The organism is Paraglaciecola sp. (assembly GCF_039942875.1).
GTDB lineage: Bacteria > Pseudomonadota > Gammaproteobacteria > Enterobacterales > Alteromonadaceae > Paraglaciecola.
In genome coordinates, this window is sequence record NZ_JBDVBQ010000020.1 from 1 (window position 1) to 18,374 (window position 18,374).

Below are 18,374 nucleotides of genomic sequence, written 5' to 3' on the forward strand. Positions count from 1 at the left end.
ATATACCATCACATCGACGGATACTGATGATATCTCAACAGGCATGACTAGCTATAGTTTATCAGGTACCGATGCAGCTTTGTTTGGTATTGATAGCAGTACAGGTGAGGTTACATTACTTGCAGACCCAGATTATGAAACACAAAGTAGTTATTGTATTAATGTGGTTGCAATAGATGCTGCAGGAAATCGTTCAGCAGAAACGGTCATCTTGGGCATTAACAATATTGATGAGGTTGCCCCTAGCATTACCTCAGGAAATACGGCCACTGCGATAGATGAAAACTCTGGTGCTGGGCAAGTGGTATATACCATCACATCGACGGATACTGACGATATCTCAACAGGCATGACTAGCTACAGTTTATCAGGTACTGATGCAGCTTTGTTTGGTATTGATAGCAGTACAGGTGAGGTTACATTACTTGCAGACCCAGATTATGAAACACAAAGTAGTTATTGTATTAATGTGGTTGCAATAGATGCTGCAGGAAATCGTTCAGCAGAAACGGTCATATTGGGTATTAACAATATTGATGAAGCTATCTTAATTACCCCTTCATTTGAATTGTTTGCAGATACTGGTAGTAGTGGCATCGATGGCATCACTAATGATGCTACGGTGAATGTTTCAGATATAGGTGCAGGTGCAATATGGCAATATTCCCTAGATGGAGGTATTAACTGGGCCGCAGGAATAAGCAATAGTTTTGAGTTATCTGCTGATACCACCTATGGCGCTGGTAGTATTCAAGTACGAGGAATCAATAGTTCGGGTGATGTTAGTGAAGCCTCTCAAAATTATGGGGTTATCACTGTTGACAATACAGCACCTTTGGGGAGTTTAGTCAGTACGCCATTCTATTTAGATACGTATTTTTATACCAACACTGGTGTTGGAAGGCCACAAGTTAGTTCAGTAGGTAGTGATGGCGCCTATGTGGTGACTTGGTCAGTTGAATACACTGATAATATCTTAGTACAGCTGTTTGCTGCTGATGGCACCCCAAGTGGTGATGCTGTGAAGTTAGAAGGGAATAATAACACTGCTGATAATAACTTCTATCCACAAGTAAGTGCAGTAGGCAGTGATGGTGCCTACGTGGTGACTTGGTATGGTAAAAACAGTGATGGAGGCTATGACAAAGACTACAGTAATTTTGTGCAATTGTTTGCTGCTGATGGCTCCACCAATGGTGATGTTGTGGAGTTGCAAGTAATTGGCGGCACCTCTTACAACGATGACTACTCGGGACAAGTTAGCGCGGTTGGAAATGATGGTACTTATGTGGTGACGTGGGTAAGTCATAACGGTGATTACTATGACATTGACGAAAGGGTTTTTGTGCAGTTATTTGCTGCTGATGGTACTGTCAATGGTGATGCTGTTCAGTTAGAAACAACCAGTAATACCACTGGTAGAGCTTCTTCTTCGCAGGTTAGTGGAGTGGGTAGTGATGGTGCTTATGTGGTAATCTGGTCTGATCGAGACAGTGAAGGTGACAATAGTATTTTTGTGCAGTTGTTTACAGCTGATGGTTCCATTAGTGGTGACTCTTTGCAATTAGAGGCTGTGGGGAATACTTCTGGTGGTGACGTCTTAGCACAAGTCAGTGCTGTAGGCAGTGACGGTGCCTATGTAGTGACTTGGCGTGGTGAAGACAGTGAGGGGGATAGTAGTATTTTTGTGCAGCAGTTTGCTGTTGATGGCACCCTTAGTGGTGACTCTGTGCAGTTAGAGGCCGTGGGGAATACTACTGGCAGTGATAGCTACCCACAGGTGAGGGCTGTAGGTGTTGACGGGGCCTATGTGGTGACTTGGTCTGGTGAAGACAGTGAAGGTAATACCAGTATTTTTGTGCAGCAGTTTGCTATTGATGGCTCTACAGATGATGACGCGGTGCAGTTAGAAGCGACGGGAAATGTTTATGGTTCACCTCAAGTTAGTACAGTAGGCAGTGATGGTGCCTATGTGGTGACGTGGTCTGGTGGAAGCGGAGTGGATGACAGTAGTATTTTTGTTCAGCGATTTGCTGCTAATGGCTCTACTGTTGGTGAGGCGGTGCAATTAGACTCTACAGGCTCTGACTTTACCCCCCAAGTCAGTGCAGTTGGCAATGATGGTGCTTATGTGGTTGTCTGGACAGGTGCAGGTAATGGGTGGGACGATTATAATATTCTGGTGCAGTTATTTGATGCAGAGGGGCGCCCAGTTGTTAGTACTCTGTTGAACGACAATCAGTCAATTGATGTGCAGAGCTCTGAAGTGGGCACTGCATATTTGGTTAGTGCATTGATTGATGTCAGTAGTTTACATGACATTACTGAGTTAGATGATACTAGCTATAATAGTGTAGCGATTACGAGTGTTGATACTGCCACAGGCCTTAGCTCCTCAGGATTGGCTGATGGTACCTACTTTGCATATGTAGCAGATGTTGCAGGAAACCTTAGTCAAATAGACCAAGTCATTATCATTGATAGTGCTGCGAACTCCGACATAGAGGTATTTGATTTAGTGAGTGGACAAAGTTCGAACCTCTTAACTCGGACTTTTGAAGTAGAGGTCTCCTACGATTTGAGTCTTACAACTGAAAGCGGAAAAGATTCGGTGAGTTATGATGAAAACCTAGTGTTGAGCGAAGATGATGCAATTAATTTTGTCAGTGATGGTAGCTTCAATGGAGAGCTTTTAGGTTCTGATGCGAATGTGAATTTCTATGCTACTAAATTTATTGAGGAAGAGCAGACTGAGTTTTGGCTAAATACACAAAATTTAGTGTCTGATCTTAATTATATAAATACACATATTGTAGGGGGATCATTAACATCTCAAGGTTTAGCGTAGTGTTGACATGTGAGTAAATAGCGCTATACCCTACAGGTAAAAATGATATCTATTGTTTCATTGCCTGCAGCAATTTAACATTCATTGCATAAACCGGTTGTTTGACTTGTTTCTCAATGAATTCATTTGTAAATTTACAGTAGGACCATTAATAGAAATTCTTTTAGTTTACAGTGCCCTTGAAAAAGGTAATGTAAACTAACGGAATCTAGTGTTTTGGGTTGGTACTATCTTCTCTAACGTTCTCCTAGTGATTCAGACAGGGTTTTACGTACAGGTTTTAACAGGTATTCAAGCAAGGTTCTATCACCAGTTCGAATATCAACTTGAGTGGTCATGCCGGGTAATATTTCTAAGGTTTTTCCGATTGAGGTCACCACTGGTGAGCTAGTGAGTGCTATGTGTACCCGGTAATATATTTCTTCACCTTCGGCTGTTTTTTCTTTTAGAGTATCTGCGCTGACATACATGACTTTACCTTCTACGCCACCAAATATGGTGTAATCAAAGGGGTCGAAGCGAATAGTTGCCAATAAGTCTTTGCGTACTAAGGCTATGTCTGTTGGGCTGACTTTTGCTTCTATGATGAGCTCGTCATTGATAGGGATTATTTGCATTAATTCATCACCTGCACGTAATACCCCACCCACAGTAGTGACCTGAATGTTTTTCACTATACCCGGCACCAAAGCGACAAATACACTGTCTTGGAGTTGTTGATTACGTTGAGTTAATATTTGTATATTTTGCGATATTTCATCTTCAACCTTAGTTAACTCTGCACTGGCTTCCTCAAGATACCGATTTTGGCGGGTGATTAATTTGGCTTCGGCTTCATATAACATGCGCTCAGTGCGTATTTCTTCACTGCGATTTACATCACCGGATCGCCGCAACTCTTTAACCAGTGCAACCTCTTCTTTTGATAAGGCAATACCCGATTTAAGCACACGTACTTCATCGTTTAGGCCACGGCGACGCTGTTGAAACAAGGCTTTTTCAACCACAATTTGCTCTTGGTAGGCTTGCAGTTCTTCAGGAAACTCTAAGGTGCTTTGGTCGGTGACTTCTGCTCGCAGGCGAATAGCTTTGGCTTGTAATGCAAATAGCCTTGCTTCAATCTCTTTTACTGAGGCACCAAACCGAGTTTGATCGAGTTGGGCGAGTACATCACCGGCTTTAACGATATCGCCTTCTCGTACATTTAACGAGGCTAACACTCCGCCATCAACTGCTTGAATAATCTGCACACGACTACTGGCGATCACTTCGCCCATCGCTTTGGCGACTTGATCAATTCGAAATATACTGGCCCAAGATATAAATACTACCAGCCCAATCATGATGGTGATGACCACCATAGAATATTGACGCAGATGCTCACGCTCTAACTTTTCGATAGCTTTGTCGGCCCTATTTGATTGTCCTGAATTATTTGAATGTTCAGAACTGATTGCATGTTTAGACAATGGGAGAGCCTCCTCTAACCGTTGCGATTGGTGGTGTGTTTGGGCTAGTCTGTTCTTTTGCATGGGGTGTGCTGCGCTGCGTCATGAGTTTGGCTAGTACTTGCTGTGGTTTTCCATCGTCAACGATTTGCCCTTGCTGCATGACGATTATTCTATTGGCCATTTTGGCGGCAATTGCGGTTCTGTGGGTTGAAATAATTAAAATATCATCTTTTTTAACGCGGCGATTTATTGCGTCTAATACTTTTTGATCACTGTCAATATCTAATGACGCTGTGGGCTCGTCGAGCAACCATATATTAGGTTGGGCTAGAAACACTCGGCCTAATCCAACTATTTGTTTTTGTCCACCTGATAAACCTTCACCACCTTCGCTAATAGGTAAGTCCATTCCTCGTGGGTTATCTGAAGCTATGTTATCTATACCAAGTTCTTGGCAGGTGTTTAATAATTGGCTGTCACTAACTGCGCCTGATAAGGCCAAATTTGTACGTAAGCTCCCCTTAAATAGGTGTACGCTTTGTGGCAGATACCCTACCTGATCACTAACAAAGCTAGGGTCTGTTTCCCAAAGGTCAGCGTCGCCTAATATAACTCGACCTTCGCTTGGGCGATACAAGCCAGCAAGCATTTTAAGTAAGGTGGATTTGCCGCTGCCGATTGGCCCTACAACAAGTATGCGATCACCGGCGTTAAGAGTTAATTTTGGTATATTTAACTTGAGAATTGGTGCATCGGGATAAGAGAATCGAACGCCGTCTAATACGAGTTTTTTAGGGGCATTGTCGGGTACTAACAAGTTCTGCTGGGGACTGCGTTCATTGTCTAAGCTTAAGACTTGATCAACCATTTTTAGAGCTTGAGAAACACTTTGCCATTGAGACAAATATTGCACACTACGGGCGACAGGTGTGATAACTCGCCCTCCTAAAATACTACATGCAATCAAGGCGCCCATTGACACATTACCGCTTTCTATTTGGCTTACACCCACCACTAATGCCATTACATAGGCACAGGTTGAAAGGCTAGCTACTGTATTTGTTGTATGATTCTTGATTAGTTTTTGCTGAATGGTAAAACGAGAAATAGAGTGTGTGATATCTCGCCATTGCTCGGAAAAGCGCCAACTGGCACCGCTGGCGCGAATAGATTCACAGCCACGGATCACATCTACTAACAAGCCTTGACGTTCGTTGTTACGGATCATTTGCTCTTGGGTTAGTCGTTGTAAGCGTAGTTGGGTTATCCAGCCTAGAATAAGCGCTACGGGTAATAGTGCTAAATAAACCCAAGCAATTGAGCCTCCAATCATGGCGATGAACGTAATAAAGAATAGGGCGAAGGGCATGTCGACTAACGCAAAAATAATCGCCGATGAAAAAAATTGTCGAACTGATTCTAGACCTCCTACTTGTGCAGCTAAGGAGCCCAAACTACGGGGCCTGGTGTCTAGGCGTAAATGTAAAATATGCTCGAATACTTGTTGAGATAATGTGCGATCAACGCTACAGGCTAAACTATCTAGGATGCGCCCACGTATCATTTTTAGGCACCAGTCTAAGATGACTACAATGAACACCCCCGTCACTAAGGTCCATAAGGTGGCGTAGGCTAAAGTAGGTACTACGCGGTCGTATACTTGCATGGCATAGATTGAGGTCACAACGGCAAATAGGTTAATGAGTAGTGTGGCGATAACCACATCACGGATCCAGCTTTTGGTTTTAAATAACTCTCGCCATACTAACTTAGCCGCTTGATTACCTTGATTGACTCCTTCGGCTGCATTAGCTTGAGTATGGGGAGTACGTAGCCAGATGACGATACTATTATGTAACGCTTGGTCATCTTGAAACTGGCTATTCCCTAGTTCGTCGGTTAATTTGAGTTGTTGTTGTTCTCTTTCAACTAAATACCAAGCTTGATTGAACCAAATTAAGGCGGGTAAGCGGCGCTGGTCAAAGTGCGACCAATGTAATTGCATGGCTTGTACGCCATCTAATTGCAACTTGTAGATTATTGAGCCTAAGCGTTGAACCAGAGTTTTATTATTATTTTCGTGTTCTACTATCTTGATGCTATTAATTAATGCTCCAACTTCTACCGGAATATTTAACCGATCTAGTATTAGCTTTAATACACCACTGGATAGTGGGATGGTTTCTTGTTTATTTTCACTTGCAGGTAATGTGTTAGGGGGGAGATTACTGTTCATAAATTATCCGTGTTTGCCAATGCGTCAAGATGACCAATAAGGGTGGCTAATTGCAGTGAAATATCATTCCATTGAGAGTCGATATCAATAAGGACATAACGTGCTTGAGTCATCTCTCTTTGGGTATTGAGCACCTCGACCCAAGATTTTCGATTGGTCTCATATTGGCGCAAAAAAGAGCTCATGGTTTTTTCTAATGCCGAAACTGAATTAGTTTGAGCCGTACGTAACTGGCTTTGTAATTCTTTGTTAATAAGTAAATTATCTACCTTACGTTTAATTTCATTTACGGCAGAATCTAATTGAAATTGTGCAGCCTGTATCCCAGCAGTTGCTCCTTTTAGTCGATTATAAGTTGAAACACCCATACCTTCTAGGCTGCCTTCTACGACTATCCCCACGCGAGTTTTATCTACATTGGTGTAGGGAGATGTTTGCAGTAAGTCTCGCTCTACACGTAAAGAGATCGTTGGCATGATAGATTTCTTTTCGTTAGACTTTTGTAACTTTGCCACGTGTACTTGCTCTTTGCTGTAAGCGACGTCAGCACTTTGTAATATTGCTAATTGCTTGATGTCGTTGACGCTTGGCAGCTGCAAATCACTTGGACTGATAGGTGTAGCAGTGGTCACAGTAACCTGTGTTAACGCATACAATTCATTTAAGGATACTGCTAGAGAGCCTTTATGGTTATGAAGTTCTGACTGAGCTTGTAATAAACGAGAGTAAGCTAAGTTAACATCTGCTGTAGAGGCTAATTGACCGGTTGCACGACGCTTAATACGGTCATATAGCCTTTGATGTTCAGTGAGGTTTTCCTTAGCAATTTCTGTTTTGAATTGAGCACCCTGCACATTGGCATATGTCGTTGCAGTGGCCTCTAATAATGACCGCTTAACTTGTAATAGGGCACGTTCTTCTGCGTTGTAATTCGCTTTTGCTAGATCTATGGATGAGTTAATACGTCCAAAAGTCCATAAAGGCTGGTTAACTTGTAATGTACCTTGGTTATAGTTTTTATCTAAATTATTAGTGATAAATGACATTGATGGGTATCGCGCCGCTTTGGCACTATCAATTGAGTACTCACTAGCAGTAAGTTGAGCTTGTTGTCCTTTTAGCGCGGGATGATTTTTTAATGTGGCTTGAAGTGCCAATCTTAAACCGGTTGATTGAAGGGCATTATGAGGTAGAGCCTCATAATTTTGCGAGAAGCTAGCATTAGAATGTGTTAAAAGTGAACATAGTAGCGAAAATGCGAGGATATTATTGTAATACAAAATAAGGATACCTAGGTTGGTAGATTACTATTTCATAGTGAGGTAACAAGGCTACCAATACATCCCATTTATATACAAGCTTAGTTTACGATAAAATGATAATAAAAAGGCAAATAGAAAAAGGTAGGAGTGAATCGCTGTACGTACTTTTACAAAGCTTAATCACTTCGAGTTGTTTCGCATAAAATTTTACGCTCAATAATGATAAAATGGCCAACCTTATTGTTAGCCACAGGCCTTAAAACAGAGAGACTACTTTTATCGAATAATTGAGTTGTTATTTTTACGCGGGTCGATAGTTAGGTACGAGTTACATCAACAAAAATCTTTAATTTTTGGCCTGGTTGTAAGTATTTTTTCAATTTACTTTGATTCCATTTTTGTAAATCACTAACTTTGACTTTGAACTTGCCTGCTATGCGGGCCAAAGAGTCACCGTTACGAACTGTGTAAGTTAATGAGCGCATAACCCCATCAGAGTTTTGATTACTACTGACTTGGTTCACCCATATAACTAATTCTTTGCCGGGTCGTAATGTATCAGTGGGAGCCATGCCATTCCATTTGGCTAGCTGACGTAAATTGACTTTGTATTCACGACTAATATCCCAAAAAGTATCACCACTTTTGACTGTATGTTTTAGCTTATACGCGCCACTTTTTTTAGATTGGGTTTTAGCTAAACGTTGTTCTTGAGATAGTGAGTATGAATCTAGGGACTTTAACGCAACGGGCACAATTAAGTGTTTACCCACCACAATAACGTTGCTTTTAAGCTTGTTAACTTTACTGATGATATCAACTGTAGTGTGATATTTAGCTGCCAACTTAAGCAAACTATCACCACTTTTTACTTTATGCCTAACCCAATTTAACCTGTCTTTGTTATCAGTTTTTGCAAGTTCAGCTGTGAAAGCAGTCACTTTATCGATTGGTATTAGTAGGGTATGGGGACCATCAGGGTCGGTGGCCCAGCGGTTGTAACCTGGGTTTAAGGCGTGCAGTTCTTTTACTGTTAAGCCTGCCATATCTGCCGCTAATGCTAAATCTATTTGTGACTCAACATTTACTTGTTGGGTGAAAGGGATATTTTCAATGGTAGGCCATTCAAAATTATATTGTTCACTATTGCTTAATATATCTGCTATGGCTAATAATTTTGGTACATAAGCTCGGGTTTCTTTGGGTAAATCTAAGTGCCAAAAGTCCGTTGCTTTACCTGCTTTCTTGTTTTTTCTAATCGATCTTAAAACTCGCCCTTCACCACTATTGTAGGCTGCTAATGCATGAAACCAGTCACCATCAAACATTTTAACCAAATAGTTTAAATAGTTGATTGCCCCCTGGGTTGATGCCATAACATCGCGACGGCCGTCGTACCACCAGGTTTGTTTCATGCCAAATCGTGTGCCTGTTGATGGAATAAATTGCCACATGCCAGCTGCGCGGCCATGGGAGTATGCAAAGGGATCAAAGGCGCTTTCAACTATAGGGAGCAATACCAATTCTAGTGGCATGTTCTGTTGTTCTAGTTGTTCGACTATTAAATATAAAAAAGGCTTAGCTCGTTTAGCAACACGTTTCATGTAACTAGGGTGTTTTAAATACCAATTACGTTGTGCCTGTATACGGCTATTATCTTCATACTCGAAGTTGAGCTGGTGACGGATTCGTTGCCATACATCTTTAATCTCTACTTCTGCTGCGGCTTCTAAAACCTCCTCAGGTACTTCAACGGCCACTTCAACGGTTTCTATGGGATGAGTAATGGGAATAATGCCAGCCTTAGCTGACTCACAATCAAAATGGCCTTCTGAATTTTCGTGATCTTGCTCACAAGACTCCACTATTTTTTCGGCTATTTGATGCTCTTCTTCAAGCTGACTATTTTGGGTACTGCTAGTGGTTGTTTGGCAGCCCATAAGGCTAGTAAACACCATGACAGGAATAACTTTATATAGACGCAATGTATTCTCTTTATATTTTTAGTTTGTTGTTTGTTGTTTGTTGTTTGTCGCTGTTAGCCTGCTAGTTTGCAATATGAATACAGGCAGCTAGTTATATTACTAATTAAAAATTGTCTTTCCAATGCCTTAGTGATGCAAATACTGCTTCTTCTGAAGTTAATTGCTGTGCTTGCTTGCAATTGACACTTGCTACCACTGTTTCAATATTACAGCGTAAAAATGGATTAATATTTTGCTCCTTTTCTAAGGTTGAAGGTAAGGTTGGCAAGTTATTGGCGCGTTGTTGTACTGCCCAGTTTTCGTATTCGACAAGCGCTGGGTTGTCTGGTTCCACAGCTCTTGCAAACTTAATATTTGCTAATGTGTATTCATGGGTGCAATAGACTTTAGTTTTACTGGGAAGAGCTGTGAACTTCGCTAACGATTGATACATTTGTAAGGGAGTGCCTTCGAATAATCTGCCACAACCGGCTGAAAATAAGGTATCACCACAAAATAAGCAGTCTTCGCCATAGTAAGTGATATGATCTAAGGTGTGCCCGGGCACTTCCATAATAGACAAGTTGATTTTTAAAACAGGTAGTTCGATACGATCGCCGTCGTTTAATTTATGAGTTATTTGTTGAATTTTAGGATTTTGAGGGCCGTATACAGGAATATCGGGGTAAGCCTCTAATAAAGTATTTATGCCGCCAGTGTGGTCGCTATGGTGATGTGTGATGAGTATCGCTACTAAGGTTAATTGTTCATTTTTACAATATTCAATGACTGGAGTTGCATCACCAGGATCAACAACTACACAATATTGTTGATTGTGTATGCTCCATATGTAATTGTCTTCAAAGGCCGAAATGGGATGAACATTTAAACTCACGGTGTAGCTCCTAAACAAATTAATATTTTTAGAGTACCATAAATTGTATGAAATCGGCGTTAATCACAACTAGCCCCAGTCGTCCAGAATCATGGCGTGACTTACCAGTGGGTGACAACATAAAAACTTTGATTGAATTAGAAATCGAAGAAGCTAGCCGAAAATTTTTTGGTTATCACTTGGTACGCCTTGGTAATTTAAGTAGTGAAATTGAGCTTAAATCTTGCCCTATTAAGCATCAGGTGAATATCACACCAAACAGTCTTAGCCATTCCAGCATTATTGCTAAAACCTCGTCGTTACCGATTACTGAAAACAGTGTTGATGCATTCATTTTAGCTAATGAATTAGACTTTTCTCGGGATCCTCATCAAGTATTACGAGAGGTAGACAGAGCAATTATACCTAATGGTTATGTGGTGATAACAGGTTTTAATCCTTTTAGTATAAGCGGACTATGTAAGTATTTACCCATTAATAAGGGTAATGTTTTGCATGAAGCTCGCTATTTTAGTTGTGCTAGGGTGAAGGATTGGTTGCAACTTTTGGGGTTTGAAATTATTGATGTTAAACACTTATTGTTTAATGAGTTGTTTTTAAATCGAAAATTAAAAAGCTCATCTAAGTTGAGTTTATGGTGTCAGCAGTATTTATCTGTATTAACCACTATGTACATTATAGTGGCTAGAAAGCGAGAAATCCCACTCACTATGATTAAGCCTAAATGGAAAACATCTAAATTTTCGGCTGTTGGAGTGAGTGTTAGCCGCGGGGCTATGCAAGTCGAAACACCCTTGAAAAGAGAAAAGTGAGGGGGTTACAACCCCAGTTCACTGAGGCTTGGGTGGGCATTTGGCCTGCGTCCTAGAGGCCATAAAAATTTTCGCTCAGATTCCTCTATAGCTAAATCATTAATGCTGGCATAACGTTTTTGCATTAAACCTTGCTCATCAAACTCCCAGTTTTCGTTACCGTATGAACGATAGTATTGACCAGAATCATCATGCCACTCGTAAGCAAATCTCACTGCAATACGGTTGTCGGTAAATGCCCATAACTCTTTGATAAGTCTATATTCATGTTCAGTTGCCCATTTTTCGGTTAAAAATGCATGGGCTTGTTTGCGGCCGACTGGAAATTCATTACGGTTTCGCCATTCAGTATCTTCGCTGTAGGCTAAAACGACTTTGTCCGGATTTCGGCCATTCCAACCATCTTCAGCCATACGAACCTTTTGTTTAGCTGTGTCTTCGGTAAAAGGAGGTAAAGGTGGACGCGATTGTGTTTTCATTAATGAGCTCTATTTGCGATTGATTGTTATCTTTAAACAATAGCGGATCTCTACCGGCTGGGCTAGTCAGTTATTCATGCCAATATGAAACCTAATATAACTTCTAGTCATGCTGGGGTTAGATTTTACATACAAGAATATCATATTAATTAATGTGACTGTTTTCGGTAACATTGATAAAAGTTACTCTTAGGAGTAACATTAATGAAAGTGACTTATATGAGTCACTATTTTGGGGTGATTTTCTAAAACAGCTAAACGGGATAACCGTAAAGTGGTGAGGTGAACATGAAAGAAAACTTGGTTGGCGTGATAACGGGAGACATAGTCGCTTCTCAAAAAATTCACTCTGAGGATTATGACTGTATGCTTTACACCCTAGAGGGCACCCTAACAATGTTAAAAGGTAGCCGTAATATGAAGTTTGAAACCTATCGAGGAGACGCTTTTCAAAGCGTATTTGTAGAGCCAGTGGAAGCTATTTACTCTGCTGTCATTATTAGGTTGGCGTTAAAAGCTACAACTCCGTCTTTTGATGTAAGGCAGAGTGTTGGAATTGGTGCCGTTACTTCTATACGTGGGGATATTGCAACCTCAACCGGCGAAGCCTTTACCTTATCAGGAAAAGGTTTGGATACCATTAAAAATGACTTGATTAAGGTGTCATCAAATAATCTAGCTTTCCAGTCTAAGGTTGGCGTGTTGACGAAGTTTTTAGACGCTCATTTAAGTGGTTTAACTGGGATTCAGTCAGAAACATTATTGTGTTATTTAACGTCTAAAGATAAGTCCCATGCTGCTCTAGCTGAATCGTTAAATAAAACAAGAAGTAATACCACTAAGCTACTCATAGCCAGTCGTTATCAGTTAGTTGAGGAGTATCTGAATTATGTAAAATTATGTGTTAGTGAGGAATTCAAGCATGTCTGAGATAAGCATTTTAGTGGCTTTGGTTTTGGCTCATATACTGGGAGACTTTTATCTACAGCCTAGTAAGTGGGTGACAGAGCGTAATATTAATCACCATAAGTCTAGTGCTCTATATAAGCATATTCTTGTCCATGGAGTACTGTCGCTTGGTGTATTTACGTTGCTTAGTCATTACGGTTGGGTTAGCAGCTTGATCTATTGTGCTGTGATTATAGTGAGCCATTTTACTATTGATATGATTAAGTCATATGCGCCTAAAACCACTTTAAGTTTTTTGATAGATCAAGGGGCTCACATTTTGATTCTAGTTTTAATATGGAGTTTTGCTACTGCTAAGCTAGATGATATTGCAACTTTGTATAAAAACATTACCTATAAACATTTAGCCTTAGTGATTGGCTATTTAATTATCTTAAAACCAACTTCAATCGTGATTACTATGGTGTTGGCCCCGTGGACAAAAGAGCTTAATGATAAGGCTTCTCAAATGGCTCAACCAGCCTCTAATAAAAGCTCTTTAGAATCGGCTGGTAAGATGATTGGTTATCTTGAGCGATTATTGATCTTAACCTTTATTGTGTTGAATCAGTTTGCGGCAATTGGTTTTCTACTGGCCACTAAATCTGTTTTTAGGTTTGGAGACTTGACTAATTCACAAGGTAAAAAATTAACGGAATATGTGATGCTTGGCACCCTTACTAGTTTCACTATTACTATTTTTGTGGGGCTTGCGACTAGTGCTATTGTTACCCATTTACCTATTGGAAAATAAACAGGGCTTTTAGAACGTTAAAAAGAACTTAATCCAATCACTATAAATTACATAGTGATTGGATTGTCCAATTATCGGCTTATTTAACTTTCATACCTGGTTGTGCGCCTTCTTCTGGATTGAGTATCCATAGGTCTTCACCGCCGGGACCTGCTGCTAACACCATGCCTTCAGACATGCCAAAACGCATTTTACGAGGGGCTAAATTAGCCACCATAACCGTCAATTTACCTTCTAAGTCTTCTGGTTGATAAGCTGACTTTATACCTGCGAAGACTTGACGGGTTTCGCCACCTAAATCTAGCTCTAAGCGCAATAATTTATCGGCTTTTTCAACGTGTTCTGCTTTAGCTATACGGGCTATACGTAAATCAATTTTAGCAAAGTCATCAAAGCTTATTGTCTCTGCAATAGGATCTTTTGCTAAAGGACTATTTGGATCTAGGGTTACCGTTGGCTCTAGGTTTTCTTTTGAGTCATCAATCATAGCGTTGACTTTGTCCATATCTACCCGTTGCATTAGGGCTTTAAACTTATTGATGCTGTGAGCTGTTAATACATGTTGAGAACTTTCCCAGCTTAAGGTGTCATTCAAAAATGCTTCAGATTGACTCGCTAAAGTGGGCACGACTGGTTTCAAATAGACGACTAAAATCCGAAATAAATTAATGCCTAACGAGCATACATCATGGGTAAACTGCTGTTTACTCTCATCTTTGATGGTAACCCAAGGGGCATTTGCATCAATGAATTGATTAGCTTTATCAGCCAAGGCCATTATTTCGCGAATTGCTTTGTGGTATTGGCGTTTTTCAAATGCAGTGGCAATGCTTGCTTCTGCTTGATGATATTCAGCCACTAGCTCTGGCTCAAGTACATTACTTGATAATTGGCCATCAAAACGTTTTGTGATAAAGCTAGCACAGCGACTGGCAATATTGACAACTTTACCGACTAAGTCAGAATTCACCTTTTGTGCAAAGTCTTCAAAGTTTAGGTCAATATCGGTTACCGCATCACTTAATTTTGAGGCAAAGTAATAACGTAAGTATTCTGGATTTAAGTGGTCTAAATAAGTACGACCTTTAATAAAGGTACCTTTAGATTTAGACATTTTCGCGCCATTTACCGTGACGAACCCGTGTACATTCACTCCTGTTGGCTTTCTAAAACCTGCGCCTTCAAGCATGGCTGGCCAAAATAAACAGTGGAAGTAGGTAATGTCTTTACCAATAAAGTGATATAGCTCAGCGTCTGAATCTTTACCCCAATATTCATCAAAGTTAAGGCCGTTCTTATCACATAGGTTTTTGAAGCTGGCCATATAGCCCACTGGCGCATCTACCCATACATAAAAGAACTTACCTGGTGCATTAGGAATTTCAAAACCAAAATAAGGTGCATCACGGCTGATATCCCACTGCTGCATTCCTTCTTCAAACCATTCTTTTAATTTATTGGCGATTTCAGGTTGAATAGCATCGCTTTGAAGCCATTCTTGCAACATACCTTCAAATTGAGGTAGGTCGAAAAAGTAATGTTCAGAATCTCGTAACACAGGCTCGGCACCTGATACTACTGAGCGCGGGTTTATCAACTCTGTAGGGTCGTAAGTGGCACTACATACGTCACAACTATCACCATTTTGGTCTTCGGCACCACATTTAGGACAAGTACCTTGCACAAAACGATCTGGTAAAAACATTTCTTTTTCAGGGTCGAATAACTGACTGATAGTGCGTTTACTAATAAAACCTGCATCATTTAGGCGGTTGTAAACTAATTCACACAACGCTTTGTTTTCGTCAGAGTGAGTTACATGGTAGTTGTCGTATTCAACACCAAAGCCTACTAAGTCTGTGTGATGCTCGTCTCGAGTTTGTGCCACCATTTGTTCTGGCGTAATCCCTAACTGTTGGGCTTTAAGCATAACCGGTGTGCCATGTGCATCGTCTGCACAAACGCTATAACAGCTATGACCACGCATTCGTTGAAATCTAGTCCAGATATCGGTTTGAATATGCTCTAAAAGATGGCCTAAATGAATTGAGCCGTTAGCATAGGGGAGGGCGCTGGTTACTAGAATTTTGCGAGTTTGTTCAGACATGGTCACTTATGTTTATTGAGTTTTAAAAAAGGCCGCAAATAGTAGCGAAAATAGTGACTCTTTGCATTACGAAATTGCATCACCAGTAAATAATTTTAATCATTTTTCAATAACAGCTAAAAAATATTACTTAGTGATAAAAATGTCATAAAAATTATTACCTTAAAGCCATGCAAATGGCGTAAGCTTTGGTTATAACGTGAAGATGGCTAAGTAGCCTAAATATCCACCATAAAATAAAAGAATCCATTGCTATGCGCTTATGTGACAAAGATATCTACCAGTATTTACTAGATGGCAAAATTAAAGTCTCTCCACAACCTGCATACGAAGAAATAAGCGGTGTAACCGTTGATATGCGATTGGGCAATAAGTTTAGAGTGTTTGAAGATCATCAAGCTCCTTACATTGATTTAAGTGGTCCTAAGGCCGAAGTTCAAGCCGCATTAAATAATGTGATGAGTGATGAAATTGAGATTTCTGATGACAAAGCTTTTTTTCTGCACCCCGGAGAGTTAGCTTTAGCTGTCACTTATGAATCAGTTACTCTGCCGGCTAATATCGTTGGCTGGTTAGACGGCCGCTCTTCATTAGCTCGGTTAGGATTAATGGTGCATGTGACTGCCCATAGAATTGATCCGGGTTGGTCTGGCAATATTGTGCTCGAAATATTTAACAGCGGTAAATTACCACTTGCTTTAAAACCCGGCATGAAAATAGGCGCCATAAGCTTCGAAGTTTTATCTGACTTTGCTGAAAAACCCTACAACGCTAGACTCGACGCTAAATATAAAGATCAATCTGGTGCTACGGCAAGCCGTATCAGCGCAGATGATAAATCTTAGGTATGATGGGGAGTTTAAGGGGCGAAGTGTGTCTCAGGCATTGTATATAGGAGGATGAAATGGCGGATAGTCCACATTTTTATGAACCGAAAGATGGGCATCAATTACCCCATGACCCCTTTAACGCCATCGTTGCGCCAAGGCCTATAGGTTGGATTTCCACAAAAAGTAAAACTGGTGCGGTAAATTTAGCGCCATATAGTTTTTTCAATGCTTTTAATTATTCCCCGCCCATAGTTGGCTTTTCAAGCCTAGGCTATAAAGACAGTGTAAAAAATGCGGTAGAAACAGGTGAGTTTTGTTGGAACCTAGTCACTAAATCGCTTGCTGAAGCAATGAATCAAACCAGCGTGGCTGTTGCCCCTGATGTGGATGAGTTTGAACTAGCACAGTTAACTAAAGGCCAATGCAAAATTATCGATGTACCTAATGTTGCAAGAAGCCCTGTTGTGATGGAGTGTAAAACCTCGCAGGTTATACAGTTAAAATCAGCTAAAGGAGAAAATAGCCAAACTTGGTTAGTGCTAGGTGAAGTGGTTGGAGTGCATATTGCTCAAAAAGCATTGAAAGATGGAATTTACGATACCGCAGCGATGGAGCCTGTAATGCGAGCTGGTAGTGCGGCCGATTACTTCACTGTAAGTGAAGAACAAAAGTTCGAATTATTTAGACCTAAATCAAATTAAGCACATTATTGGCTAAGGATTGCGCAAACAATACTGAAAACAGTGATTTAGCATTGCAAATTTAGGTAAATTACGTAAACTGCGCAGCTTCGGTCGGTGTGTAGCGCAGCTTGGTAGCGCACTTCGCTGGGGGCGAAGGGGTCGTAGGTTCGAATCCTATCACACCGACCAACTTGGAATCTTGCACCCCAAAACTCTCTAAAAGCCTGAATGGACTTGACTTAGAGGCGGTTCTAAAACCATCATTCCTATCATAGGACAGATGCTCGGAAAAACACATTCTAAGTACAGCTCTACTATATTCATATTTTTCTGTATCCCATAGTTTTCGTGGGTTTGATAAAAAAGCTATGACGGTTCTAAAACTTTCATTGAAGTCTTGTTGTGGACGACTGGAATTTGCTACTTTTTCCTCCAATGTAAGAGTTTCAAGTTCAATTTTTTGAATGCGCTGTTCACATGCTTGTATGATGGATGGTTAGCTGCATCAATAACTTTATCTTTTTGATGCTTTAAGTTCTGGATATCCGTTAGCAGTTGTTTTTTGTTTTCTTGAAGATTTAGACCATATGTCTGCCATAGGGTCTTAAACATTTTGGAAGCGACAGAGAACATTTCGTTCATTGGTTGCAATTGCTCTAATAATTCCTCAAAAGCTCCTTCCAAATCAGCTCGCTTAATAGATTTCCCATAGCTATCGCAACTCTTTGTGTAACAGAGGTAGTAGGGGGAGCGTTTATTTCTGCCTTTACTCCATGCTGAAGTGAAAGGAGTCTCACAATCAGCACAGCATACTGCGCCTCGTAACGGAAAATCTGAACTTAAGTCTTTGCGAGTTGGCGCATAGCTATTACCAGCTAGGCGTTCTTGGATAGATTTAAACGTTTGCTTATTTATTAGTGCTTCGTGATGACCTTGTTTGGGTGGTATCCCCCAAGCTGGCATCGCGACCAAACCCGCGAGTAAATTCAGCATAAAGCCATTCATACTCCGATGTCTTGAGTGTTCGATATAAGAAATATTCTTAAGTTGGTCGTTTATTGTTTGTAGTGGCATAGTTAATTTGGCCACCTAACAAGAAATGTTA

At 40.6% G+C, this 18,374-nt stretch carries 14 protein-coding genes, 1 tRNA gene and 1 pseudogene; 7 read left to right on the forward strand and 9 right to left on the reverse strand.

Annotation, left to right across the window (positions count from 1 at the left end; genetic code table 11):
- Positions 1–2,848: cadherin repeat domain-containing protein (locus ABJE44_RS05160; protein ID WP_348112890.1), on the forward strand; the 2,848-nt coding region annotated here is incomplete at its 5' end.
- A 236-nt stretch (positions 2,849–3,084) separates the two neighbouring features.
- On the opposite strand, the gene ABJE44_RS05165 is transcribed toward ABJE44_RS05160, so the two are convergent.
- The 5 genes from ABJE44_RS05165 to gloB all read right to left on the reverse strand — a co-directional run bounded on the left by ABJE44_RS05165 (position 3,085) and on the right by gloB (position 10,656).
- Entirely contained in the window at positions 3,085–4,317 is a 1,233-nt protein-coding gene (locus ABJE44_RS05165; RefSeq protein WP_348112891.1) for an HlyD family efflux transporter periplasmic adaptor subunit, read from the reverse strand.
- Complete coding sequence (locus ABJE44_RS05170; RefSeq protein WP_348112892.1) at positions 4,310–6,535, reverse strand: ATP-binding cassette domain-containing protein; 2,226 nt, start codon at positions 6,533–6,535, stop codon at positions 4,310–4,312. Before ABJE44_RS05170 ends, ABJE44_RS05165 begins: the two co-directional genes overlap by 8 nt.
- Positions 6,532–7,692 carry a TolC family protein gene (locus ABJE44_RS05175; protein WP_348112893.1) on the reverse strand — a complete coding sequence of 387 codons (1,161 nt, stop codon included), beginning with the start codon at positions 7,690–7,692 and terminating at the stop codon, positions 6,532–6,534. Before ABJE44_RS05175 ends, ABJE44_RS05170 begins: the two co-directional genes overlap by 4 nt.
- 422 nt (positions 7,693–8,114) lie before the next feature.
- On the reverse strand, positions 8,115–9,755 hold the full coding sequence (locus ABJE44_RS05180; protein WP_348112902.1) for a LysM peptidoglycan-binding domain-containing protein: 1,641 nt from the start codon (positions 9,753–9,755) through the stop codon (positions 8,115–8,117).
- 130 nt (positions 9,756–9,885) lie between these two features.
- Entirely contained in the window at positions 9,886–10,656 is a 771-nt protein-coding gene (gloB, locus tag ABJE44_RS05185) for a hydroxyacylglutathione hydrolase (RefSeq protein ID WP_348112895.1), read from the reverse strand.
- A gap of 47 nt (positions 10,657–10,703) precedes the next feature.
- Between gloB and ABJE44_RS05190 the strand changes: the two genes are divergently transcribed.
- Positions 10,704–11,468 (forward strand): methyltransferase domain-containing protein, encoded by a 765-nt coding sequence (locus ABJE44_RS05190; protein WP_348112896.1) that lies wholly within the window; start codon positions 10,704–10,706, stop codon positions 11,466–11,468.
- A gap of 5 nt (positions 11,469–11,473) precedes the next feature.
- Here the strand turns inward: ABJE44_RS05190 and ABJE44_RS05195 are convergent, their stop codons facing one another.
- Positions 11,474–11,947: a nuclear transport factor 2 family protein gene (locus tag ABJE44_RS05195; RefSeq protein ID WP_348112897.1), complete on the reverse strand. Its 474-nt coding sequence runs from the start codon at positions 11,945–11,947 to the stop codon at positions 11,474–11,476.
- Between the two features lie 288 nt (positions 11,948–12,235).
- Between ABJE44_RS05195 and ABJE44_RS05200 the strand changes: the two genes are divergently transcribed.
- Together ABJE44_RS05200 and ABJE44_RS05205 are read left to right on the forward strand one after the other, a co-directional pair.
- Positions 12,236–12,877 carry a hypothetical protein gene (locus tag ABJE44_RS05200; RefSeq protein WP_348112898.1) on the forward strand — a complete coding sequence of 214 codons (642 nt, stop codon included), beginning with the start codon at positions 12,236–12,238 and terminating at the stop codon, positions 12,875–12,877.
- On the forward strand, positions 12,870–13,649 hold the full coding sequence (locus tag ABJE44_RS05205) for a DUF3307 domain-containing protein (protein WP_348112899.1): 780 nt from the start codon (positions 12,870–12,872) through the stop codon (positions 13,647–13,649). Before ABJE44_RS05200 ends, ABJE44_RS05205 begins: the two co-directional genes overlap by 8 nt.
- 79 nt (positions 13,650–13,728) lie before the next feature.
- On the opposite strand, the gene metG is transcribed toward ABJE44_RS05205, so the two are convergent.
- Complete coding sequence (gene metG / locus ABJE44_RS05210) at positions 13,729–15,756, reverse strand: methionine--tRNA ligase (protein WP_348112900.1); 2,028 nt, start codon at positions 15,754–15,756, stop codon at positions 13,729–13,731.
- A 254-nt stretch (positions 15,757–16,010) separates the two neighbouring features.
- Here metG and dcd point away from each other — a divergent pair, with 254 nt between their 5' ends.
- The 3 genes from dcd (at position 16,011) to ABJE44_RS05225 (ending at position 17,458) form a co-directional block, all read left to right on the forward strand.
- Positions 16,011–16,601: a dCTP deaminase gene (dcd, locus tag ABJE44_RS05215; protein WP_133469478.1), complete on the forward strand. Its 591-nt coding sequence runs from the start codon at positions 16,011–16,013 to the stop codon at positions 16,599–16,601.
- A gap of 59 nt (positions 16,602–16,660) precedes the next feature.
- Positions 16,661–17,287: a flavin reductase family protein gene (locus ABJE44_RS05220; protein WP_348112901.1), complete on the forward strand. Its 627-nt coding sequence runs from the start codon at positions 16,661–16,663 to the stop codon at positions 17,285–17,287.
- Between the two features lie 94 nt (positions 17,288–17,381).
- Positions 17,382–17,458 (forward strand) — tRNA-Pro (locus tag ABJE44_RS05225).
- 231 nt (positions 17,459–17,689) lie between these two features.
- On the opposite strand, the gene ABJE44_RS05230 is transcribed toward ABJE44_RS05225, so the two are convergent.
- Both ABJE44_RS05230 and ABJE44_RS05235 read right to left on the reverse strand, forming a co-directional pair.
- On the reverse strand, positions 17,690–18,232 hold the full coding sequence (locus tag ABJE44_RS05230; RefSeq protein WP_348112903.1) for a zinc ribbon domain-containing protein: 543 nt from the start codon (positions 18,230–18,232) through the stop codon (positions 17,690–17,692).
- A pseudogene (locus tag ABJE44_RS05235) lies at positions 18,233–18,337 on the reverse strand (transposase); the annotation flags it as partial. It abuts the gene before it with no gap.
- Between the last annotated feature and the right edge of the window lie 37 nt (positions 18,338–18,374).